21 protein-coding genes and 1 tRNA gene are annotated in these 21542 nt (G+C 65.1%); 13 read left to right on the forward strand and 9 right to left on the reverse strand.

The features are described 5' to 3' along the window. Positions 1-17: 17 nt before the first annotated feature. Genes sdhA through ACTU6V_RS13060 form a run of 6 tightly spaced genes read left to right on the forward strand, consistent with a single transcriptional unit; the run spans position 18 to position 6244 of the window. Complete coding sequence (gene sdhA / locus ACTU6V_RS13035) at positions 18-1823, forward strand: succinate dehydrogenase flavoprotein subunit (protein ID WP_443468957.1); 1806 nt, start codon at positions 18-20, stop codon at positions 1821-1823. A gap of 2 nt (positions 1824-1825) precedes the next feature. After that, a complete protein-coding gene (locus tag ACTU6V_RS13040) occupies positions 1826-2587 on the forward strand; it encodes a succinate dehydrogenase iron-sulfur subunit (protein WP_443468958.1) in 762 nt (253 codons plus the stop codon). Positions 2588-2637: 50 nt separating this feature from the next. Continuing rightward, the gene (locus ACTU6V_RS13045) at positions 2638-3789 is read left to right on the forward strand and encodes a YihY/virulence factor BrkB family protein (RefSeq protein WP_443468959.1); all 1152 of its coding nucleotides are present in this window, start codon (positions 2638-2640) and stop codon (positions 3787-3789) included. 9 nt (positions 3790-3798) lie between these two features. Then, positions 3799-4638, forward strand: a complete 840-nt coding sequence (locus ACTU6V_RS13050) for an exodeoxyribonuclease III (RefSeq protein WP_443468960.1) — start codon at positions 3799-3801, stop codon at positions 4636-4638. 45 nt (positions 4639-4683) lie between these two features. Further along, positions 4684-5688 carry a tryptophan--tRNA ligase gene (trpS, locus tag ACTU6V_RS13055; protein WP_443475790.1) on the forward strand — a complete coding sequence of 335 codons (1005 nt, stop codon included), beginning with the start codon at positions 4684-4686 and terminating at the stop codon, positions 5686-5688. A 34-nt stretch (positions 5689-5722) separates the two neighbouring features. Then, a complete protein-coding gene (locus ACTU6V_RS13060) occupies positions 5723-6244 on the forward strand; it encodes a hypothetical protein (RefSeq protein WP_443468962.1) in 522 nt (173 codons plus the stop codon). 23 nt (positions 6245-6267) lie between these two features. Here the strand turns inward: ACTU6V_RS13060 and pth are convergent, their stop codons facing one another. Beyond that, positions 6268-6849 (reverse strand): aminoacyl-tRNA hydrolase, encoded by a 582-nt coding sequence (gene pth / locus ACTU6V_RS13065; RefSeq protein WP_443468963.1) that lies wholly within the window; start codon positions 6847-6849, stop codon positions 6268-6270. A 116-nt stretch (positions 6850-6965) separates the two neighbouring features. Next, a complete protein-coding gene (locus ACTU6V_RS13070) occupies positions 6966-7580 on the reverse strand; it encodes a 50S ribosomal protein L25/general stress protein Ctc (protein WP_443468964.1) in 615 nt (204 codons plus the stop codon). Positions 7581-7812: 232 nt separating this feature from the next. On the opposite strand from ACTU6V_RS13070, the gene ACTU6V_RS13075 reads away from it, so the two are divergent. Both ACTU6V_RS13075 and gnd read left to right on the forward strand, forming a co-directional pair. After that, a complete protein-coding gene (locus ACTU6V_RS13075; RefSeq protein ID WP_443468965.1) occupies positions 7813-7938 on the forward strand; it encodes a hypothetical protein in 126 nt (41 codons plus the stop codon). 102 nt (positions 7939-8040) lie between these two features. Then, complete coding sequence (gene gnd, locus ACTU6V_RS13080) at positions 8041-9489, forward strand: NADP-dependent phosphogluconate dehydrogenase (RefSeq protein WP_443468966.1); 1449 nt, start codon at positions 8041-8043, stop codon at positions 9487-9489. Between the two features lie 53 nt (positions 9490-9542). Here gnd and ACTU6V_RS13085 read toward each other — a convergent pair whose 3' ends face one another. Continuing rightward, positions 9543-10802 carry an FAD-binding oxidoreductase gene (locus ACTU6V_RS13085; protein WP_443475791.1) on the reverse strand — a complete coding sequence of 420 codons (1260 nt, stop codon included), beginning with the start codon at positions 10800-10802 and terminating at the stop codon, positions 9543-9545. A gap of 126 nt (positions 10803-10928) precedes the next feature. Between ACTU6V_RS13085 and ACTU6V_RS13090 the strand changes: the two genes are divergently transcribed. Together ACTU6V_RS13090 and ACTU6V_RS13095 are read left to right on the forward strand one after the other, a co-directional pair. Further along, on the forward strand, positions 10929-11657 hold the full coding sequence (locus ACTU6V_RS13090) for a response regulator transcription factor (RefSeq protein WP_417510778.1): 729 nt from the start codon (positions 10929-10931) through the stop codon (positions 11655-11657). A gap of 44 nt (positions 11658-11701) precedes the next feature. Continuing rightward, on the forward strand, positions 11702-13177 hold the full coding sequence (locus tag ACTU6V_RS13095; protein ID WP_443468968.1) for a sensor histidine kinase: 1476 nt from the start codon (positions 11702-11704) through the stop codon (positions 13175-13177). Positions 13178-13235: 58 nt separating this feature from the next. Here ACTU6V_RS13095 and ACTU6V_RS13100 read toward each other — a convergent pair whose 3' ends face one another. The 4 genes from ACTU6V_RS13100 to ACTU6V_RS13115 form a co-directional block, all read right to left on the reverse strand. After that, the gene (locus tag ACTU6V_RS13100; RefSeq protein WP_443475839.1) at positions 13236-14747 is read right to left on the reverse strand and encodes an FAD-dependent oxidoreductase; all 1512 of its coding nucleotides are present in this window, start codon (positions 14745-14747) and stop codon (positions 13236-13238) included. Between the two features lie 69 nt (positions 14748-14816). Next, positions 14817-15851: a ribose-phosphate diphosphokinase gene (locus ACTU6V_RS13105; RefSeq protein WP_443475792.1), complete on the reverse strand. Its 1035-nt coding sequence runs from the start codon at positions 15849-15851 to the stop codon at positions 14817-14819. An 8-nt stretch (positions 15852-15859) separates the two neighbouring features. After that, positions 15860-17308 carry a bifunctional UDP-N-acetylglucosamine diphosphorylase/glucosamine-1-phosphate N-acetyltransferase GlmU gene (gene glmU, locus ACTU6V_RS13110; RefSeq protein ID WP_443475793.1) on the reverse strand — a complete coding sequence of 483 codons (1449 nt, stop codon included), beginning with the start codon at positions 17306-17308 and terminating at the stop codon, positions 15860-15862. 1 nt (position 17309) lies between these two features. After that, a tRNA-Gln gene (locus tag ACTU6V_RS13115) sits at positions 17310-17381 on the reverse strand. A gap of 89 nt (positions 17382-17470) precedes the next feature. Between ACTU6V_RS13115 and ACTU6V_RS13120 the strand changes: the two genes are divergently transcribed. Genes ACTU6V_RS13120 through ACTU6V_RS13130 form a run of 3 tightly spaced genes read left to right on the forward strand, consistent with a single transcriptional unit; the run spans position 17471 to position 19822 of the window. Then, positions 17471-17965 carry a MarR family winged helix-turn-helix transcriptional regulator gene (locus ACTU6V_RS13120; protein WP_443468970.1) on the forward strand — a complete coding sequence of 165 codons (495 nt, stop codon included), beginning with the start codon at positions 17471-17473 and terminating at the stop codon, positions 17963-17965. Between the two features lie 19 nt (positions 17966-17984). Then, positions 17985-18896: a pseudouridine synthase gene (locus tag ACTU6V_RS13125; RefSeq protein ID WP_443475840.1), complete on the forward strand. Its 912-nt coding sequence runs from the start codon at positions 17985-17987 to the stop codon at positions 18894-18896. 20 nt (positions 18897-18916) lie between these two features. Continuing rightward, a complete protein-coding gene (locus ACTU6V_RS13130; RefSeq protein WP_443475794.1) occupies positions 18917-19822 on the forward strand; it encodes a L,D-transpeptidase in 906 nt (301 codons plus the stop codon). Between the two features lie 7 nt (positions 19823-19829). Here the strand turns inward: ACTU6V_RS13130 and ACTU6V_RS13135 are convergent, their stop codons facing one another. Next, positions 19830-20489 carry a methionine ABC transporter permease gene (locus ACTU6V_RS13135; RefSeq protein ID WP_443468972.1) on the reverse strand — a complete coding sequence of 220 codons (660 nt, stop codon included), beginning with the start codon at positions 20487-20489 and terminating at the stop codon, positions 19830-19832. Then, the gene (locus ACTU6V_RS13140; RefSeq protein WP_443475795.1) at positions 20489-21532 is read right to left on the reverse strand and encodes a methionine ABC transporter ATP-binding protein; all 1044 of its coding nucleotides are present in this window, start codon (positions 21530-21532) and stop codon (positions 20489-20491) included. Before ACTU6V_RS13140 ends, ACTU6V_RS13135 begins: the two co-directional genes overlap by 1 nt. Between the last annotated feature and the right edge of the window lie 10 nt (positions 21533-21542).

Consider the following 21542-nt stretch of genomic DNA (forward strand, 5'->3'; position numbering starts at 1 on the left):
GAAGAGAGCAACGAGAAGTGACTACTGAGAATCAGGATTCCGTCGTTCGTGACGGCGTGCACTACCACCAGTTCGACGTCGTCATCGTCGGCGCGGGCGGAGCGGGCATGCGCGCCGCCATCGAGGCGGGGCCCGGCGCGAAGACAGCCGTGATCTCCAAGCTCTACCCGACACGCTCGCACACCGGTGCTGCGCAGGGCGGCATGGCTGCCGCACTCGCGAACGTCGAGGAAGACAGCTGGGAGTGGCACACCTTCGACACCGTCAAGGGCGGCGACTACCTCGTCGACCAGGATGCTGCTGAGATCCTCGCCAAAGAGGCGATCGACGCGGTCATCGACCTCGAGAACATGGGTCTGCCGTTCAACCGCACTCCTGAGGGCAAGATCGACCAGCGCCGCTTCGGCGGTCACACCGCCAACCACGGCAAGACTCCAGTGCGCCGCGCGTGCTACGCGGCCGACCGTACCGGCCACATGATCCTGCAGACGCTGTTCCAGAACTGCGTCAAGCTCGGCATCAACTTCTTCAACGAGTTCTACGTCCTCGACCTGATCACGGTCAAGGACGACGCTGGCAACACGCAGGTCGCGGGCGTCGTGTCCTACGACCTCGCCACCGGCGAGCTGCACGTGTTCCAGGCCAAGGCCGTGATCTTCGCCACGGGTGGTTTCGGCAAGATCTTCAAGACCACCTCCAACGCGCACACCCTCACCGGTGACGGCGTCGGCATCGTGTGGCGCAAGAACCTTCCGCTGGAGGACATGGAGTTCTTCCAGTTCCATCCGACCGGACTCGCCGGCCTCGGCATCCTCCTCACTGAGGGCGCCCGAGGAGAGGGCGCGATCCTGCGCAACGAGTCGGGTGAGCGCTTCATGGAGCGCTACGCCCCCACCATCAAGGACCTCGCACCGCGCGACATCGTCGCGCGGTCCATGGTGCAAGAGGTCCTCGACGGACGCGGCGCCGGCCCCCACAAGGACTACGTCTACCTCGACTGCACCCACCTGGGTGCCGAGGTCCTCGAGACGAAGCTCCCCGACATCACCGAGTTCGCGCGCACCTACCTCGGCGTGGACCCGGTCACAGAGCCTGTGCCTGTCATGCCGACCGCGCACTACGCCATGGGCGGCATCCCCACCAACAACGACGCAGAGGTCCTCTCCGATAACGACACGGTCGTCCCCGGTCTCTACGCCGCTGGTGAGTGCGCCTGCGTGTCGGTGCACGGCTCGAACCGTCTTGGCACCAACTCTCTGCTCGACATCAACGTGTTCGGCAAGCGCGCAGGCCGCAACGCCGTGGCGTACTCGAAGACCGCGGAGTTCGTTCCGCTGCCGGAGAACCCCGCAGCTTTCGTCTCGGGCATGATCGAGCATCTTCGCAGCAGCAACGGCACCGAGCGCGTCGCTGTCCTCCGTAAGAAGCTGCAGGACGAGATGGACCGCGGCGCCCAGGTCTTCCGCACGCACGAGTCGCTCGAGCACGTGCTCGGCGTGATCGCCGAGCTGCGTGAGCGGTACAAGAACGTCTACGTCGACGACAAGGGTCACCGGTTCAACACCGATCTGCTCGAGGCCGTCGAGCTCGGCTTCCTGCTCGACATCGCCGAGGTCGTCGTCTACGCCGCTCAGAACCGCGAAGAGAGCCGCGGCGGCCACATGCGCGATGACTTCCCCAAGCGCGATGACGAGAACTACATGAAGCACACGATGGCGTACCTGACGGGTGACCCGCACTCGTCGACGCCCTCCGACCACATCAAACTCGACTGGAAGCCGGTTGTCATCACCAACTACCAGCCGATGGAGAGGAAGTACTGATCATGTCGACCGCTGTCGCAGAGGTTCCTGCTGCCGCCGAACCGGCCATCCAGTCCTTCCTGGTCACGTTCATCGTGCGCCGGTTCGATCCTGAGAAGGATGCCGAGCCGCACTGGGTCGACTACGACGTCGAGCTGTACGCGACCGACCGCGTGCTCGACGCGCTGCACAAGATCAAGTGGGAGGTCGACGGTTCGCTGTCGTTCCGCCGTTCCTGTGCACACGGCATCTGCGGCTCGGACGCCATGCGCATCAACGGGCGCAACCGTCTCGCCTGCAAGACGCTGATCAAGGACCTCGACATCTCGAAGCCGATCTACGTCGAGGCGATCAAGGGTCTGCCGCTCGAGAAGGACCTCATCGTCGACATGGAGCCGTTCTTCGCCTCCTACCGCGAGGTGCAGCCCTTCCTGGTCGCGAACTCCACCCCTGAGAAGGGCAAGGAGCGCGTGCAGTCGATCGCCGACCGTGCGATCTTCGACGACACCACCAAGTGCATCCTGTGCGCCGCGTGCACCTCGTCCTGCCCCGTCTTCTGGACCGACGGCCAGTACTTCGGTCCGGCAGCGATCGTCAACGCGCACCGCTTCATCTTCGACTCGCGCGATGACAATGCCGAGGTCCGTCTCGACATCCTCAACGACAAAGAGGGCGTGTGGCGCTGCCGCACCACCTTCAACTGCACAGAGGCGTGCCCCCGTGGCATCGAGGTCACCAAGGCGATCGCTGAGGTCAAGCAGGCCATCCTGCGCGGCCGCGCCTGAGACTGCTTCCGCCCCGCAAGGGGATGCTGCTCGCGGAGAGGGCTGAGGCCATGTCAGAGGATCACGCCCCGCTGCGTGAGCGTTTCGAGCAGCGATTCGAGCAACCTCTCGAGCGCGCGAACAACCTGAAGGATCGCACTCTCGCGACCTTTCCGGTGCGCGTCTGGCGAGCCTTCCTGCGCGGGAACGGCTTCCTGCTCTCGGCGGGGATGAGCTACTACGTTCTCTTCTCGCTCTTCGCTGTCCTCTACGTGAGCTTCGCCGGCGTCGGCCTCTGGCTCGGGGCAAGCTCCCGCGCTATCGACATCCTGATCCAGCTCGTAAACAGCTATCTGCCCGGCCTCATCGGCGATCCGGGTCTGCTCAGCAGAAAAGACGTCGAGACGATCGCGCAGAGCAGCGCGAGCCTGCTGACCATCACGGGTGCCGTCGCGGTGGGCTTTGCAGCATGGACCGCGATCTCCGCGATCACCTTCACCCGCCGGGCCATCCGCGACATCTTCGGGCTGCCTTTCGACACGCGGTCCTACTGGCTCCTCAAGGCGCGCGATCTTCTCGCCGGAGTGCTGTTCGGATTGGCTCTGCTCAGCGGCGCGGCGCTCAGCATTCTCAGCTCGTGGGCGTTGGATTCGCTGGTGGATCTGCTGGACTGGGATAAGAACTCCTGGCTGCTCTCCGGCAGCGGCCGGGTTCTTTGGGCGTTCAGCGCGTTCGTCATCGATGCGGGCGCGCTCGCAGGTCTCATGCGTTTTCTCGTCGGGGCCGACCTGCGCTGGCGGTTCATCTGGCCCGCGTCGCTCCTCGGCGCCGCTGCCATGGTGGTCCTCCAACTCGGGGCCGGCGCGCTCCTCACCCGGGTGCCCAGCAACCCGCTGCTGGCATCGTTCGCCGTCATCATCGCGCTGCTGCTGTGGTGCCGTCTGCTGGCGAGCATCGTTCTCGTCGCGGCGTCCTGGATCGCGGTGACCGCGGCCGATCACGATCACCCGCTCGAGATCGAAGACGAGGCAGCGGCGCGCCTCGCCGAGCAGGAAGCGCTCGTGCTGGCAGCGCGCGTACGACTGCGTCGCGCTCGCGATGCCTATGAACGCGCATCGTGGTATCGCCGATACGCTCTCGCGCGTGCGGTGCGGCGCGCACAGGACACCCTCAACGCCGCCATCGAGGAGAGCGAGAGCAGGGATGTCCCCGGCCCTCGTTAGGCTGGATGCATGCCTCATCTGCGTATCGCCTCGGTCAATGTCAATGGAATCCGGGCGGCTGTCCGCAACGGAATGAAGCGGTGGCTCGATGACGCAGAAGTCGACGTTCTGACCCTGCAAGAGGTCCGTGGCCAAGACGAGCATCTCGAGGTGGCGCTGCCCGGCTGGTCGATCGTTCACGACGAAGCGACCGCCAAGGGACGAGCGGGTGTGGCCATCGCCAGCCGCATCCCCGCACTCGCGCACCGCACGGCACTCGGCGCCGAAGACTTCGATTCGAAGGGCCGGTGGCTCGAGGGAGACTTCCTCCTCGGAGACCTGCCGCTGACGGTCGTGAGCGCGTACGTGCACTCCGGAGAAGCAGACACCCCGAAGCAGGAAGAGAAGTGGAAGTTCCTCGATGCGTTCGGTGTTCGGCTGGCTGAGCTCGGGCAGGACGACGCACTCGCACTCGTCACAGGCGACCTCAACGTCGGCCATCGCGAACTCGACATCAAGAACTGGCGTGGCAACCGCAAGAAGTCGGGGTTCCTCCCCCGCGAACGCGCGTACTTCGACCGTTACCTCGGTGAGGCCGGCGCAGAGATTACCGGTGTCGATGGCACCGTCGGCACCGGCCTCGGCTGGATCGACGTCGGTCGACGAGTCCACGGCGAGGTCGAGGGCCCGTACACCTGGTGGTCTGCGCGCGGGCAGGCCTTCGACAATGACACCGGGTGGCGCATCGACTACCACCTGGCGACTCCTTCGCTGATGGAACGCGCACAGCGCTACCACGTGGCCCGTGCGGCATCGTATGCCGAGCGCTGGAGCGACCACGCACCGGTCGTCGTCGATTACACGTACTGAGCGCCGACGACGGAGTCTCTCGTCACATCGCCATAGAATCGATGTGTGAACAAGCCTCGTCTCTACTCAGGAATGCAGCCCTCCGCCGACTCCCTCCAGGCCGGCAACTACATCGGGGCTCTGCTGCAGTGGCGAGACATGCAGAGTTCCTACGACGCGTTCTTCTCCGTCGTCGACCTGCACGCGATCACCGTTGCGCAGGACCCCAAGGAACTGCGCGAGAAGACCCGTCGCACGGCTGCGCAGTACATCGCCGCAGGCATCGAGCCGTCGAAGTCCACGCTCTATGTGCAGTCGCATGTGCGTGCACACGCCGAGCTGGCCTGGGTGCTCGGCACCATCACCGGGTTCGGCGAGGCCGGCCGCATGACGCAGTTCAAAGACAAGTCCGCGCGCTTCGGACAGGACTCCACCTCGGTGGGTCTGTTCACCTACCCCGTGCTCATGGCGGCCGACATCCTGCTTTATCAGAGCGAGCTGGTGCCCGTGGGTGACGACCAGAAGCAGCACGTGGAGCTCACGCGCGACCTCGCTGAGCGCTTCAACAAGCGCTTCGGGAGCACCTTCACCATCCCGAAGCCGGTGATCCAGAAGGACACCGCGCGTATCTACGACCTGCAGAACCCGACGTCGAAGATGTCGAAGTCAGCCGAGTCCGATGCGGGCGTGCTGTGGCTTCTGGACGAGCCGTCCAAGTCGGCGAAGAAGATCATGCGCGCGGTCACGGATGCCGATGGCACGGTGCGCTACGACCGCGAGAACAAGCCCGGCGTCTCGAACCTGCTCACGATCTACGCTGCCCTGAGCGGGCGCCAGGTGGGCGCTATCGAAGACGAGTACGCGGGTCGCGGTTACGGCGATTTTAAGAAGGACCTCGCCGAGTTCGTCACTTCCGAGTTCGGGCCGGTGCGCGAGCGTGTTCTCGAGCTTCTCGATGACCCCGCCGAGCTCGACCGCATCCTTGCGGCGAACGCGGCGCGAGCAGAAGCTGTCGCCGATGCGACCCTCGCCGACGTGTACGACAAGATCGGGCTGCTCCGCCGTCTCTGACAGCAGGTTGTGTCACGCCCTCTAAGATGGGGGCGTGACACAACCGCAGCTTCCGCCGCCGTCTTATCAGAACCCGACGTATCAGACCCCTCCTGGGGCCTATTCCGCACCCGTCGGCGGTTACGGCGCACCCGCCGGCGCCTATCAGGCGCCGCAGCCGGCAGCACCGAGGTCTGCTCTGCTGGGCGTGATCGCTTTCGCGCTCTCGATCGTGGCCGCGGCACTGATGCCGATCCTCGCCGGTATCGCGGGCTACCAGATCGGAATCGCTCTTCCGACGGTCGCGAGTGACATCAATGCGGCGACGTCGGATCTGGCATTCCTCTCCCCTGTCCGCGATCAGGTGCTGATGGGAGAGATCGGATTCTGGGGCGGCACGCTTGCCGGTCTTGCTGCGATCGTATTGGGCATCATCGCGATCGTGAAGCGGCAGGGACGCGTCTGGGGAATCATCGCGCTGATTCTCGGCGTGATCGGCCCGGTAATCTTCTTCACTGTGCTCAGCGTCATGCTGGGCAGCGGCGCAAGCGCCGGATTCATCTCGCAGCCCTCCTGAGCGAGAGCGGCTGTCGTGCCGACTCAGCGCGGCGCGTGATGCTTCTGCTGCGCGGCAAGCAGCCCTTCTGCGACCAGCAGCTCGACTGCGTCAGCAGCATCCGAAACGAGCACGGGCAGCGTCTCTCGTTCCGTCTTGCCGAACGGTGACAGCACCCAGTCGGCCGGATCCTGTCGACCAGGCGGGCGCCCGATCCCGATGCGGACTCGGGGGAAATCTGAGGTGCTGATCGCGCGGGCGATGTCTCGGACGCCGTTGTGCCCGCCGTGTCCTCCACCGCTTTTGAGCTTGAGGGTGTCGAAGGGGATGTCCAGCTCGTCATGAATCACGACCGTATGCTCCGGAGACACCGAGTAGAACCTCGCGAGGGCTGCGACAGGGGTGCCGGAGACGTTCATGAATGAGTTCGGCTTTGCGAGCACGATCTTGTCCGCGCCAGGCCGCAGCCATGTCTCGACGACGCGCGCGCCGCTCTTGTGCTCGCGGAAGCTCTCGCCACGACGCGCGGCGAGTTCGTCGAGGACCATCTGACCGACGTTGTGGCGGGTCGATTCATAGCGGGGTCCTGGATTTCCCAGTCCCACGATCAACCACGTCTGGGCCATTCGACTCTCATCTCTCGCGGTGCTCTGGCACGAAACGGTTCTCGGACACGGAACTGTTCTCAGGTACGAAAGAGGGGACGCGATGTGCTCGCGTCCCCTCTGCCGTTCTGAAGAACTTACTCTGCAGCGGCCTCAGCGGCGGGAGCTGCAGCGGCCTCAGCGGCCTCTGCGTCAGCAGAGGACTCGACCTCTGCTGCCGGCACCGAAACAGCGAGGAGCAGGAGCTCCGGGTCGTCCAGGAGGGCTGCGCCCTTGGGCAGCTTGACATCGCCTGCGGTGATGTGGGCGCCCTCAACGAGGCCCTCGACGGAAACCTCGATGTGCTGAGGGATGTGCGTTGCCTCGACCTCGAGGCGGATCGTGTTGACTTCGTTCGTCACGATCGTGCCCGAGAAGGACTCGCCGACGGTGAGGATCGGAACCTCGACGTGAACCTTCTCGCCCTTCTTCACGACGAGGAGGTCGATGTGCTCGATGATCTGGCGCACCGGGTCGCGCTGAACGTCCTTGACGAGCGCGAGGTGGTCCTTGCCATCGACGTCGAGCTCGAGCAGCGCGTTGGCGCGGCGGATGATGAGCGAGACCTGGTGGCCGGGAAGCGCAACGTGCACCGGGTCGGTGCCGTGGCCGTAGATGACGGCGGGGATCTTGCCGGCTGCGCGCAGACGACGGGCGAAGCCCTTGCCGAACTGTTCGCGTACCTCGGCGTGGACCTTGGTGTCCTGAGACATTGGTTCTCCTTCGGGGCACACGGCGAATTGCTCGCCGCGTGGTGGTCTGATGGTCGGCTTCCCGGACGCAGACGTGCGAAATAGCCACGAGGCTGGATTCGCCGCGTCGATTACGGATGCCGCGCACGCGAAGCATCCCTCGCCGAGGAACTCCTCAATGGTACCCGATCTCACGGTAGGCTGAAAACAGTCCTCCACATACGCAGACAACACCCAGAAATCGGAGCCCGACATGCTCGACGGCGCATTCCTCTCACACGTGATCCTGTGGCTCATCGGCGCGATGGCGCTCGGCGCCACCGTCTGCACCGTCGGCGCTCTGTTCGCGATGGGGCGCACCAGCTACCGCAAGGACTGACGTCTCGGGCAGCATTCATGACGTCTGTCGTCACGAATGCGACACCTCCTCGCCACAGCGATAATCTGAAGTCGTCCCCCCTTCACGATCGAGGAGCAATCTGTGCCCGAAGCATCTGCGAATATCGGAGTCGTTGGACTCGCCGTCATGGGTTCGAATCTGGCCCGCAACCTCGCCTCACGTGAGGGAAACACGGTCGCGGTGCTCAACCGCAGCCGCTCGAAGACGGATGAGCTGCTCGCCGCACACCCCGAAGCCGGTTTCGTTCCCGCGTTCTCGTACCAGGAGTTCGCTGACTCCCTGGTGAAGCCGCGCACCGCGATCATCATGGTCAAGGCCGGCGGCCCAACCGATGCAGTGATCGATTCGCTCACCTCGGTGTTCGAGCCCGGTGACATCATCGTCGACGGCGGCAACGCCTACTTCCCCGACACCATCCGCCGCGAGAAGGCCGTCCGTGAGACGGGCATCAACTTCGTGGGCGCAGGAATCTCCGGTGGCGAGGAAGGCGCTCTCCTCGGCCCGAGCATCATGCCCGGCGGTTCGGATGAGTCCTGGGTCACGCTCGGCCCGATCCTGAAGTCGATCGCCGCTGTCGCCGAGGGCGAGCCCTGCGTCACCCACATCGGCCACGACGGTGCCGGACACTTCGTGAAGATGGTCCACAACGGCATCGAGTACGCCGACATGCAGCTCATCGCCGAGGCGTACGACCTCATCCGCCGCGGCACCGGCAAGACGCCTGCCGAGATCGCCGACATCTTCGCCGAGTGGAACGCCGGCGAACTCGAGTCATACCTGATCGAGATCACCGCTGAGGTCCTGCGCCAGGTGGATGCTGAGACCGGCAAGCCTCTCGTGGATGTCATCCTCGACCAGGCCGGCGCCAAGGGCACCGGCGCATGGACCGTGCAGACCGCGCTCTCCCTCGGCGTGCCTGTCTCTGGAATCGCCGAGGCGACTTTCGCTCGCTCGCTCTCGTCTCACCCCGAGCAGCGTGCGGTCGCCGTGGGACTTCCCGGCCCTGCAGAAGAGTTCCAGGTCGATGACGTCGACGCGTTCATCGAGGATGTCCGTCTCGCACTGTACGCCTCGAAGATCGTCGCCTACTCGCAGGGATTCGACGAGATCCGCGCCGGTGCTGCCGAGTACAACTGGAACATCGACCTCGGAGCGGTATCGAAGATCTGGCGCGGCGGCTGCATCATCCGCGCCCAGTTCCTCAACCGCATCGCTGAAGCGTACGACGAGGCACCCGAGCTGCCCGCACTGTTGACCGCGCCCTACTTCGCCGAGGCGATCACTCGCGCCGGAGCATCCTGGCGTCGCGTCGTCATCGCTGCAGCGACCGCCGGAATCCCCGCCCCCGCATTCAGCTCATCACTGTCGTACTACGACGGCCTCCGCGCTGACCGCCTGCCGGCAGCCCTCGTGCAGGGGCAGCGCGATTTCTTCGGTGCCCACACTTACAAGCGCGTCGACAAGGAAGGCACCTTCCACACGCTCTGGTCGGGCGACCGCACCGAGATCGAAGCAGAAGACACGCACTGATCACGCAGTCGAGGTGAGGGCTGGGAATCGCGAGATTCCCAGCCCTTCTTCGTTCATACCTCGATGTTGTGGTTCCTGCGGAACAGGTTCTCCGGATCCCATTTCGCCTTGATCTCACGAAGCCGGGCAAGGGCCGACTCAGTGAACATCCCCGGCACCGCTTCTGTGCGCTCCGTCACCGCGAAGTTGCCGTACTCGGCGATCCGGCGCTCCTGGATACGACCCCAATCCGCACTGATCCGCTCGCGCGTGGCATCGTCCACCAGGCCAGGGACATCGAATCCACCCGCCATGACGAACCAGTTCGCGCTGCGCGCCGGGAACGGCGTGCTTTCTTGCACGACGTCGGAGTACGCGCCGCCGAGTGACCGCAGGAGAACTACGGATGCGGGATGCGTCGATCGGAAGTCGATAAGTCGGTCGATGAGCTCGTCGTCCAAATCAGCGAACAGACCGTTTCCGCCGATGAACGCAGGCAGCGTATCCGCTCCTTCTGAAGGCTCAGACGGCCCCAGAAGAATCTCTCGATACGCCGGCGTTGAGTAGTCTGCCTCGACTCCAGCGACGTGTGACACCGGGCCCATGACGCTTCGGAGCCTGTCAGGATCAACACCAGCCCAGACAGCAGTGAGCCGCGCTCCCGCCGGAGCGCTGGGGTCCATCGGGGGTACGTCGATGTAGGTCACCGTCAACTCACGGGGCGCGTCCCTCATCAGATCGCGCAGTGCCCTCAGCGCAGGAGCGGTGTCGGTTACCGTGTGCTCGCCAAGCGTGATTCCCGCAATGCGGTGCGCTTGGAAATCAAAGCGGGTCACGATCCCGAAGTTGCCTCCCCCGCCCCGTATCGCCCAGAACAGATCGGGGTTCTCTGCGGCGGATGCCTCGACGATATCGCCGGCAGCGGTCACGATCTGGGCTCCAATGAGCTGGTCGGCGGCGATCCCCCAGGCGCGCACCATCCATCCGATCCCGCCGCCGAGCGTGAGCCCGCCGACACCGACCGATCCAGTATCTCCGGAGCTGATCGCCAGCCCATGTGCGTCAAGCGCCGCCGCGACGTCTCCCCAGACGGCTCCGCCGCCGATATGGACAACAGCGTCATCGACGTCGATGTGTGAGAGCACTTCGAGTTCGATGCGCATGCCTGGTGCCGGGGTCCGCGCCCAGGGCCCATGCCCGCCCGCGACGACCGTGAGACGGAGGCCGCTTTCCTTCGCATGCCGGACGAGGTCGGCGACTTCGACGGCAGTGGTGGGGCGAGCAGCGAACGGTTCGGCGGTGGTTGATCCAGTGGCTCTGGTCTCATCGGTCATGCAGAAACGGTAGTACCCGCATCCGACATCGCGACAGTGTTTCACGCAACGCGAACAGCTTCTACTCACAGAGCACGCACAGCATTCTCCATAGAAACTCCATAGGAGATTCCACAGAATAAGTGCATGACCGCTGACCAGCCCGAACTGCACCGCCCGGACGGCTCCCCTCTTCGCATCCTCGCCGTGGATGATGAGCAGATGCTCACCGATCTGCTGGCGATGGCTCTGCGCATGGAGGGCTGGGAGGTGCGAACGGCGTCTTCCGGGCTCGAGGCCCTGCAGGTGGCGCGTGAATTCGAGCCGGATGCGCTGGTTCTCGACATTATGATGCCGGATCTCGATGGCATGAGCGTGCTGCGCCGCCTTCGCGAGTCCGGAAACCTCGTGCCGGTGCTGTTCCTGACAGCGAAGGACGCCGTCGGCGACCGGATCGCAGGCCTCACCGCCGGCGGCGACGACTACGTCACCAAGCCCTTCAGCCTGGAAGAGGTCATCGCCCGGCTGCGCGCGGTCATCCGGCGCACGGGTCTTGCCTCATCTGACGAGGGCCAGTCGATTCTGCGGGTCGGCGACCTCACGCTGAATGAAGACAGTCACGAAGTCGAGCGCGACGGTACCGAGATCGAGCTGACCGCGACGGAGTTCGAACTGCTGCGGTACCTCATGCGCAATGAGCGTCGGGTGCTCTCGAAGGCTCAGATCCTCGATCGGGTCTGGAGCTACGACTTCGGCGGAAAATCCTCAGTCGTCGAGCTCTACATCTCCTACCTCCGCAAGAAGATCGATGCCGGCCGCACTCCCCTGCTGCACACAGTGCGCGGTGTCGGTTACATGATCAAGGCGCCGCAGTGACCGAAGCCGGTCCGTCTCGGCCCTGGACACTTCAGGCACGACTGATGACCGCGGTCATCGGTTTCGTGTCACTGATTCTCATCATCGTCGCAGTGATCACGAGCGCGACGCTCGGCACAGCCCTCGAGGGGCAGCTGGCGGAGCAGGTTAAGTCGCTGTCCATCCGCACGACCAGTCTCGTCACACAGGCCTCTATCCCGGCGGCGGTCCGCAACGTGCCGCTGACCGCTCAGGCTGCGATGGAGAACGTCGCACCGCCTGCCACCGGGATGGTGCTCGCCATCGCCACGCAGGAGGGCGCGAGCGGGATTCAAGTGAACGGCTCCGGAGAAGTGCGCGACCTCACGGATTCGCAGCTCGTCGCCATCGATGCGGCTCTCCGCGGGCACCCTGATGGCGTCATCGCTCTGGACGGTCCCCGCGGTGGCACGTACCAGTTGACCGTGACTCAGACTTCGGTAACACAGTTCTCCGACAAGATCTCCGTCGTCACCGGTCTGCCGCGAGATGCCATCCAGAGCACCCTGGCACAGCTTCTGACGGTGATCACCCTCGCCACCTTCGGCGGGCTCATCCTGCTCGCGCTGACGACGGCGGTCACGATCAGATTCAGCCTCCGGCCGTTGCGCGCCGTGGCGGGCACTGCCACGCGTGTGGCCAACCAGCCTCTCGACCGCGGTGAGGTCGAGATCACCGAACGGGTTCCGGATGCCGAGGCCGATCCCCGCACTGAAACGGGCCTCGTGGGCGCATCACTCAACACACTGCTCGACCACGTGAACGACTCACTCGCCGCGCGCCAGCGCAACGAGGAGCGGATGCGCAAGTTCGTCGCAGACGCCAGCCACGAGCTCCGCACTCCCCTGGCATCCATTCGCGGCTATTCGGAGCTGTCGCTTCGCTCTCTTCACCAGGCTCGGGCATCGGCTGCCGGTGTGGATGCAAGCGACACGGAAACTGCCCTCGAGCGCATTCAGGCGCAGTCTCTGCGCATGACGCGGCTCGTCGAGGACCTGCTGCTGCTCGCCCGTCTCGATGAAGGGCAGGAGCTCGTCTACAGCACCATCGATCTCACCCAACTCGCGCTGGAGAGCATCTCTGATGCGCGCCCGACTGCCCCCGAACACGTCTGGAGCATCGATGTGCCCGAAGAGCCGGTGATGATGGCAGGCGATGCGGGGCGCGTGAACCAGGTGGTCACGAACCTGCTCGCGAATGCCAGGACGCACACCCCGGTGGGCACGCAGATCACCCTGAGCGTGGCGCAGGAAGGTAACGAGGCGGTCATCCGCGTGCACGATGACGGGCCCGGGATCGACCCTGGGGTGCGTGACGAGCTGTTCGCACGCTTCGCCCGCGGCGACAGCTCTCGCGCCCGCCAGACCGGTGGGACGGGTCTCGGGCTCGCGATCGCCAAGGCCATCGTCGAGGGCCACCACGGCACGATCTCGGTGGAGTCTCAGCCGGGGGACACCACGTTCATGGTCCGGTTCCCCGCGCGCGCAGCATCCGGCATCTAAGTCAGGCGCCGCCGGGCCTGCGCCCTTCGGTGACCGTGCCCCTCAGTGACCTTGCCCGTCAGTACCCGGCGAAGGCGTCTGTCGTCACCGAATGCGTCTTCTGCAGCGCGGGCGCGAGATCGGCGAGCAGCCGCGGCGGGCCCGAGATGAAGGCGTGCCGCGCGGCGATGTCAGAAACCGCATGCTCGAGTCCCGCTGCGTCAAGGCGGATGCCCTGCGCCCACGTCCAGTGCGCAGGAAGATCTGCCGGCTCATCGCGAGTGAAGACGATGGTCGGCACGCCGGTCGCTTCCAGCTCGGCCCGAAATGCCAGTTCGGCGGCCTCGGATGCCACGTATACGAGCACGGCGTCACGGGAGGCGCCATCGGCCTGGAGCTGGCGCAGTTGCGAGACGAAAGGCGTGACGCCGATGCCGGCAGCCACCATGAGCACGGGAGCGTCGCCCTTGGGAAGCAGGAAGTCTCCCCAGGTACCGGTGACCGCGAGGACCGTGCCGGGATCTGCCAGGGCCAGCGCGCGCTTATAGGACGAGGGATGGTTCTGATCACCGTTCTTGTACGCGATGCGAAGCACCGGAAGATCTGCCGGAGCAGACACGATGCTGAACTCGCGACGGGTCCCACGGGCATCCGGACGGTGATGCGGGACATCGAGCTCGAGATACTGCCCAGGAAGGAACCGCAGCGCCCCGCGTGCCCTGAAGGTGAGCTCCTGCGCAGTCGGGGTGATGAACTCGCGCTTCTCGAGAACCAGACGCACGGATCCGCGCAGGGCGAAGGTGAGCGCGACCAGGTTGCCGATCAGCATCGCCCGTTCCTGCCCAAGGGTGAACAGGCCGCCGATGATGATCGGCCAGCCCGCGAGAACTCCCACCACAGCAGCGACCCAGAACTGCTGCCAGCGGCGCGGTGGGCTTGTCAGGGGTTCGGCGACCATGAAGATCCCGAGGAAGAGGAACGGCGACTGCAGCACCGCGTTGAACAGCGCCGCAGACAGCTCGAATTCGCCGCCGAGCGGCGGGGCCTGGGCGGCCTGGTGCACCACCGAGGTTCCCACTGCGATGAGCAGGAACACCAGCACGACGCGCACCTTCTCGACGCGCCACAGGATGGCGAGGCCGACCAGTGCCACCGGTCCCGCCATCGCGGGCGTTCCCACCCACCAGGATGCCGACGTGCCCAGCCATTCGAGTGCTCCGAGCGCGCCGACGATCGACACCACCGCCGCGCCGAATGCCGCCGGGTTGAAGATGTGGCGTCCACGCCATGCGATGAGGTACTTCGAGAGGCTTGCGAGCGCACCTGCCAGTGCAAGACCGATTAGCGCCGGCCCGTTCGCACCGGGCTGCATCACGAACAGCAGCACCAGCGCAGTGACCAGAGACGACTCCACGCGCCATGGCAGGTGCAGCAGTCGCTGCGCCGCGGCATCGACAGCGGAGATCACCGCCGCAAGAACGACGTATGAGGCGACCAGCTCGATCGGAGCAGGAGAGACCAGACCGAACAGAGACAGCACCAGTGCGGTCAGAGCAAGGAGCCCGAGGCCGTACAGCGCCAGCCGATACATCGACACGGCACCGAGAACGGCGAGCACCCGCTGACGCAGGGAGGCGAATGAGATCACAACATCAAAGGACTACGCGTCGCCACCGAACATGCTGGTCACCGAGCCGTCTTCGAACACCTCGTGGATGGCGCGGGCGAGCAGCGGAGCGATCGGCAGGATCGTGAGACCATCCCACTGACGCGATGCGGTGAGCGGGATCGTGTCGGTGATGACGACCTCATCGATCGCGTCGTCCTGAAGTCGCTCGCTCGCCGGATCGCTGAAGATGGCATGCGTGGCGGCGACGATGACGCGGCGTGCACCGCTGGCCTTCAGCGCCTGCGCTGCCTTGACGATCGTTCCGCCGGTGTCGATCATGTCATCGACGAGCAGACACGTTCGGTCCTTGACCGTGCCGACGATCTCGTGCACGGAGACCTGGTTCGCGACCTTCGGATCGCGACGCTTGTGGATGATCGCCAGCGGCGCATCGAGGCTGTCCGACCAGGTGTCGGCGACGCGCACACGGCCCATGTCGGGCGAGACGATGGTGAGCGTCTCGTGGTCTTCTTCCGTAAGATTCTCGCGGAAGTGCTCGAGCAGCACGGGCTTTGCGAACAGGTGATCGACAGGACCATCGAAGAAGCCCTGGATCTGCGCGGCGTGCAGATCCACGCTCATGATGCGGTCCGCACCCGCAGTCTTGAGCAGATCCGCGACCAGACGTGCGCTGATCGGCTCGCGGCCACGACCCTTCTTGTCCTGACGCGAATACGGGAAGTAGGGCGCGACGACGGTGATGCGCTTCGCCGAAGCACGCTTGGCCGCATCGATCATGATGAGCGTCTCCATGAGCCACTCATTGACCGGCTCGCCGAAGGTCTGCACGATGAACAGGTCTGTTCCGCGGATCGAGACCTCGTAGCGGGCGTAGATCTCACCCGAGGCGAAGGTGCGGTGCTCGACAGGCGCCGCCTGCGTTCCGAGCGCCTTCGCGACAGCCGCAGTCAGCTCAGGGTGCGAGCGACCTCCGGCGACGACGAGGCGCTTCTTCGTCTTGGCGATGATGCCGGGGGCAACGCCGTTGTCCCGATCCAGTGCAACGGTCTTCTTCTTGTGCCCCATGACCTGCCTTACTCTGCAGTTTTGTTGACTGACGCTTCGCTGGCCCGAGCCGCGGCAACTGCCGCGCCGGTACCTGCCCGATTCTTCTCGACCCACCCCTCGACATTTCGCTGAGGGGCAACGCTCAAGGCCAGAGCACCCGCGGGAACATCCTTACGGACGACCGCTCCCGCTCCAGTCTTCGCACCAGCACCAATCCTAACCGGCGCCACGAAGACGTTGTGCGATCCGGTGTGCACCTCGTCGCCGATCTCGGTGCGGTGCTTGACGATGTCGTCGTAGTTCGCAGTGATCGCGCCTGCGCCGAGGTTGACCCGCTCCCCGATCGTCGTATCGCCGATGTACGACAGGTGCGGAACCTTGCTGCCCTCGCCGATCTGGGAATTCTTCGTCTCGACGAAGGTGCCGATCTTGCCGTTGGCTCCCAGGGTCGTGCCGGGGCGGATGTACGCGAAGGGCCCGACATTGGCGCCCGCACCGATCACGGCGAGCGTCGCATCAGAGCGGCGGATGACGGCATCCTCACCGACCTCGCAGTCCAGCAACGAGGTATCGGGACCGATCACGGCGCCGGACTCGACGACCGTCGCGCCGGCGATGTACGTGTTCGGCAGGAGCGTCACGTCGGGTGCGAGCTTCGCATCATCATCGATCCAGGTCGTTGCCGGGTCGACGATCGTGACGCCTTCGCGCTGCCAGCGACGAACGATGCGATCGTTGAGCACGCGGCCGGCCGCTGCCAGCTGCACGCGGTCGTTGATGCCGAATGTCGCGGGTGCATCGGCGGCGATCTCTGCGGCAACGGTTTCATCCGCCCCGCGGAGCAGGCCGATGACGTCGGTGAGATAAAGCTCGCCCTGGGCGTTGTTCTGGTCGATCTGGGTCAAGAAGTGGCGCAGGGCGGTGGCTCGGAACACGTAGACACCGGAGTTGATCTCGGTGACCGCTGCTTCTTCTGCGCTCGCATCCTTCTGCTCGACGATGCGCGCGACCGCTCCGCTGCCATCACGGATGACGCGGCCGTAGCCGGTAGGGTCGTCGAGAAGTGCGCTGAGGATGGTGGCCGCGGCAGCGGCCCCACGGTGCGCATCGATGAGCGTCCGCAGCGTGTCGGCCTCGAGCAGCGGGACATCGCCGGAAAGCACGAGAACGTCGCCCTCGAATTCGTCGGGAAGAGCATCGACAGCGACCTGCACAGCACGCCCCGTGCCGGGGACCTCGTCCTGATCGACGATCACGGCATCGGGGTAGCCCTGGCTGAGCATCTCGACGACGCGGTCGCGCTCATGGCGAACCACGACCTCGATGTGCTCCGCGCCGAGGTGAGCTGCCGTGGTCAGCACGTGGCCGACGAGCGGGCGCCCCGCTATCGGGTGGAGGACCTTGGGCAGTCGGGACTTCATGCGTGTGCCCTGGCCTGCCGCAAGGACGACGATGGCGAGTCTGTTCTCGGTCATGCTCCGCCGCCAGGACTCGAACCTGGACTTAACAGCTCCAAAGGCTGTCGTGCTGCCATTACACTACGGCGGACCGCGGCGCCCCGCAGAACGCCCTACACAAGTCTGCCACGGTCAAGGGCTTCGGCGACGCCATCAGCATCGGCACCGGATAATGGGGGGATGAGCGAAGTAGATGAGGTCGACCGGATCGTCGGCGCGTGGAACACGCAGCGTCCTGATCTCGACTTCTCCCCGCTTGAGGTGCTCTCCCGTATGGATCGTCTTTCCAAGCATCTCGATCGTGCGCGCCGCGACGTGTTCCGCCGCAGCGATCTGGAGCACTGGGAATGGGATGTTCTCTCGGCCCTTCGCCGAGCAGGTGCGCCGTTTCAGCTCTCACCCAAGCAGCTCCTGCAGCAGACGCTCGTCTCCAGCGGCACCATGACCAACCGGATCGATCGCCTGGTAGGGCGACGGTTCGTACGACGGGAGTCGGATCCGGGCGACGGCCGCAGCGTGCTGGTCACCCTCACTGAAGACGGACAGATCCGCGTGGATGCGGCCATCACCCGCCTCGTCGACGTCGAGGCGGATCTGCTGCAGGCTCTCTCTCGCCCCGACCGCGAGCGGATGGCCGCTCTGCTGCGCAAGCTCAGCCTGAGCTTCGACTCGTGATGGTGCCCTCCTGATGGCGATGCGATCTCCACTGCCCATTCGCGACGGAGTCGGTGCCACCCGTCTGCACCTGCCGAACTCCGGCCCCTGGCCCACCGCCAGCGCCTACATGATCGAGCGGTTCTTCCATCTTGATCCGGAGTGGCTGCTCGCGCGCTTCGACCGCGGTGAGATCGTCGCCTTCGACGGCTCAGCTCTCACTCGTGACACCCCTCTCGATGCAGAGGAGTTCATCTGGTATTACCGTGAGCCTCCCGTCGAGACGCACATTCCGTTCGAGATCGAGATCCTGCACCAGGATCATGATCTGGTGGTGATCGACAAGCCGCACTTCCTCCCCAGCACCCCGGCAGGCAAGTACGTACAGAACTCCGCGCTGGTGCGCCTGCGCCGCCTTCTCGACAACGCTGACCTGGCGCCCATCCACCGCCTGGACCGAGCCACAGCAGGGCTCCTGATGTTCTCGGCCCGCCCGGTGACCAGAGGCGCGTATCAGACGCTCTTCCAGCGCCGTTCGATCGAGAAGGTCTATGAGGCGGTATCCGCACGGCCCGAAGGCGGGGAGAACGACCTCCCGCGCACGGTGCGCCTGCACATCGAGAAGCTTCGCGCCCAAGTCTGCGTAGAGGTCGACACCGAACGCGAACCGAACTCCGAGACGCTCATCGAGCTGATCTCTGCCGATGACCAGGTGGTGCACACAGTGCTGCATCCGCACACCGGCAAAATGCACCAGTTGCGCGTGCACCTTGCCAGCATCGGCCTGGGCATTCTGCACGACAACCTGTACCCGATCCTCACCGATGAGAAGCCGGACGATCATGAGCGGCCGCTGCAGCTGCTCGCGAGAGAACTGCGCTTCATCGATCCGCTCTCCGGATCCGAGCGCGAGTTTATCTCCCGCAGGAGACTGGACTACGCTCCTCGATGAAGCCACTCGGAGGAGGTCTCGTGAGCGATCAGGAGCATCCGAAGCGAAAGCCGGGGACCCGAGCCTGGGTGCTCATTGGGCTCGGTGCCGCGGTCATCATTGCGATCGTCGCGGTCCTCGTCTGGCCGCGATCAGATGTCACGCCCGCCGCGAGATCTGCGTCAACCGCAGAGCTCAGCAGTCCGACGCCCACGCCGTCGCCCACCCCCCCGGGCTTCCCCGCGAATCGCGCGGTCTACGACGCCACAGCACTCCCGCAGGCGAACGTGTTCGCCGTGCTGCCGCAGCTGCCGGTGGATGCTGAACCACAAGCACCATTCGCGGGGCACACCGCCCGTCCCCTCGCCGATCTCGCACCGATCTGGGCGGACCCGCTCGGCGACCCCGTGGCCGCGCTCCCCCGTGAATACCGCTACGGCGGTACCACTGTCGCGGTGATCGAGAAGCAGAACGACTGGGTGCACGTGCTCCTCACCGGTCGCCAGGGGCTCCCCTCCGCGGGGAACCCTGCGCAGCTGACCGGATGGCTGCGCACTGCAGACGTCGAACTCACGCCGATCGACGTCACCGTCGAGGTGAGCATCTCTGCGCGGACGATCGATATCGTCCGTGCCGGGGTTCCCGAACGGATCGCCTCAGACTTCGCATGGGGCACCGACCAGACTCCGACACCGATCGGCCGCTCTTTCATCCACCTGACGGAGGTGACCTCTTTCGACTACACGCGGGGATTGCCCACCGTGTACCTCTCGCTCCAGTCCCCGACCCTCGACGGTTTCGGCGGGCAGGATGTCGCGGTGACGGCGTTCCACTATCACGATGAGCGCACCGGCCCCATCTCGAACGGATGCATCCGGCTGGATGAGGCAGCGATCACCAGGCTCGCCGAACTGCCGGCGGGCACCGGCGTCAGCATCCGCCCCTGACCCCGCGTCAGCGCCGCATCACCCTGCGGGCCAGCCACGTTCCCAGCACCTGCACGAGGTGCACGAACACGACGATGAGTATGATCGCTGCCCACATGACCACCGGCTCGAACTGGCGGAAGCCGTAGATCTGCGCGAACGCGCCGAGTCCGCCCCCGCCGATCAGCCCCGCCATCGCCGTCATGTCGATGATCGCCACGACGATGAAGGTATAGCCGAGGATGAGGGGCCCGAGTGCTTCGGGGATGACGATGGTGAGCAGAATGCGCCAGGGCCCGGCGCCCATCGCCCGCGCTGCTTCGATGACGCCGGGCGGGACAGAGACGAGGTGCTGCTCGACGATGCGGCCGATGGCGAAGGACGCGGCGATGCCGATCGCAAAAGCACCAGCGGTGATTCCGATTCCCGTGCCGATCACGGCTCGCGTGAACGGCTGCAGCACGGCCAAGAAGATCACGAACGGAATCGGCCGGAAGAAGTTGATGAAGAGGTTCACGACCCCGTGGATCGGGCGATTGGGCAGCACGCCGCCTGTGCGTGTCGCGTAGGTGGCGACACCGATGATCAGACCGAGCACCCCGCCGAGCACGAGCGCGTACGAGGTCATGTAGAGGGTCTCGACGGCGGCCGCCCAGAACTCTCCCTGAAGTTCGAAGAGACGATCCATCAGCGGGCCTCCCCTGCAGAGATGTCGGTCACCGTGGCGTGGGTGCGTATCTTCGCAAGCGCCGCATCAACGGTGGCATCCTCTCCTCGGATCGCGAGAGTGAGATGCCCGAACGCGCGGCCTCGGATGTCGTTGATACCTCCGTAGATCAGCTCGAACTCGAGCCCTGCCGCAGCGAGATCGAGGAAGACCTGCGCCTGTGAAGAATCGCCGTCGCGGAACGAGAACGTGACGAGGCGTCCCCGGTGACGCTCCTGCAACACGGCGATCTCGGAAGGAGAGGGGATGCCCTTGATCACCGTGCCGACGAACCGCTGAGAAGCCGGATGCTGCGGGTTTGAGAACACTTCGAAGACATCGCCGTGTTCGATCACGCGGCCTGCGTCCATCACCGCGACCTTCGTGGCGATCGTCTGAATGACATCCATCTCGTGCGTGATGATGACGATCGTGACGCCCTGTTCTTCATTGACGCGCTTCAGAAGCGCGAGCACTTCGTGAGTCGTCTGCGGGTCGAGTGCACTGGTCGCCTCGTCGGCGAGGAGGATCGCCGGCCGGGTTGCGAGGGCCCTCGCGATGCCCACCCGCTGCTTCTGACCGCCCGAGAGCTGCTCAGGATAGGCCTTGGCCTTGTCGCTGAGGCCGACGAACGCGAGCAGCTCCGCGACCCGCTCATCGACGTCCGGCTTCGACCAACCGGCGAGCTTGAGCGGATAGGCGATGTTCGCCCGCACAGACTTGGCCGAGAACAGGTTGAACTGCTGGAAGATCATGCCGATTCCACTGCGCACCGGACGCAGGTCGCGCTCGGCGAGCGCCGTGATGTCCGTGCCGTCGACCGTGATCGTGCCGCCGCTGGCGGGCTCGAGCGCATTGATCAGACGCACGAGGGTGGACTTGCCTGCCCCCGAGTATCCGATGATGCCGAAGACATCGCCCTTCTCGACGGTCAGAGACACGTCGTCGACAGCGACTGTGGGCTGAGTGTCACGGCGCTGCGGCGGATACGCCTTGGAGACGTTCTCGAGTGTCACGATCGGCATGGGTTCTCCG

The sequence above is a fragment of the Microbacterium zouquanmingi genome (genome assembly GCF_052266675.1).
Taxonomy (GTDB): Bacteria; Actinomycetota; Actinomycetes; order Actinomycetales; family Microbacteriaceae; genus Microbacterium.

Excerpts from the sequence above, each read along its gene's own strand:
- pth (WP_443468963.1), bottom strand. The coding sequence starts at position 6,849 with ATGGCCCAGACGTGGTTGATCGTGGGACTGGGAAATCCAGGACCCCGC.
- ACTU6V_RS13075 (WP_443468965.1), top strand. The coding sequence starts at position 7,813 with ATGCTCGACGGCGCATTCCTCTCACACGTGATCCTGTGGCTCATCGGC.
- ACTU6V_RS13070 (WP_443468964.1), bottom strand. The coding sequence starts at position 7,580 with ATGTCTCAGGACACCAAGGTCCACGCCGAGGTACGCGAACAGTTCGGC.
- ACTU6V_RS13085 (WP_443475791.1), bottom strand. The coding sequence starts at position 10,802 with ATGACCGATGAGACCAGAGCCACTGGATCAACCACCGCCGAACCGTTC.
- ACTU6V_RS13120 (WP_443468970.1), top strand. The coding sequence starts at position 17,471 with ATGAGCGAAGTAGATGAGGTCGACCGGATCGTCGGCGCGTGGAACACG.
- glmU (WP_443475793.1), bottom strand. The coding sequence starts at position 17,308 with ATGACCGAGAACAGACTCGCCATCGTCGTCCTTGCGGCAGGCCAGGGC.
- ACTU6V_RS13040 (WP_443468958.1), top strand. The coding sequence starts at position 1,826 with ATGTCGACCGCTGTCGCAGAGGTTCCTGCTGCCGCCGAACCGGCCATC.
- ACTU6V_RS13135 (WP_443468972.1), bottom strand. The coding sequence starts at position 20,489 with ATGGATCGTCTCTTCGAACTTCAGGGAGAGTTCTGGGCGGCCGCCGTC.
- ACTU6V_RS13095 (WP_443468968.1), top strand. The coding sequence starts at position 11,702 with ATGACCGCGGTCATCGGTTTCGTGTCACTGATTCTCATCATCGTCGCA.
- ACTU6V_RS13045 (WP_443468959.1), top strand. The coding sequence starts at position 2,638 with ATGTCAGAGGATCACGCCCCGCTGCGTGAGCGTTTCGAGCAGCGATTC.
- ACTU6V_RS13140 (WP_443475795.1), bottom strand. The coding sequence starts at position 21,532 with ATGCCGATCGTGACACTCGAGAACGTCTCCAAGGCGTATCCGCCGCAG.
- ACTU6V_RS13090 (WP_417510778.1), top strand. The coding sequence starts at position 10,929 with ATGACCGCTGACCAGCCCGAACTGCACCGCCCGGACGGCTCCCCTCTT.
- ACTU6V_RS13105 (WP_443475792.1), bottom strand. The coding sequence starts at position 15,851 with ATGGGGCACAAGAAGAAGACCGTTGCACTGGATCGGGACAACGGCGTT.
- ACTU6V_RS13100 (WP_443475839.1), bottom strand. The coding sequence starts at position 14,747 with ATGTATCGGCTGGCGCTGTACGGCCTCGGGCTCCTTGCTCTGACCGCA.
- ACTU6V_RS13050 (WP_443468960.1), top strand. The coding sequence starts at position 3,799 with ATGCCTCATCTGCGTATCGCCTCGGTCAATGTCAATGGAATCCGGGCG.
- ACTU6V_RS13125 (WP_443475840.1), top strand. The coding sequence starts at position 17,985 with ATGCGATCTCCACTGCCCATTCGCGACGGAGTCGGTGCCACCCGTCTG.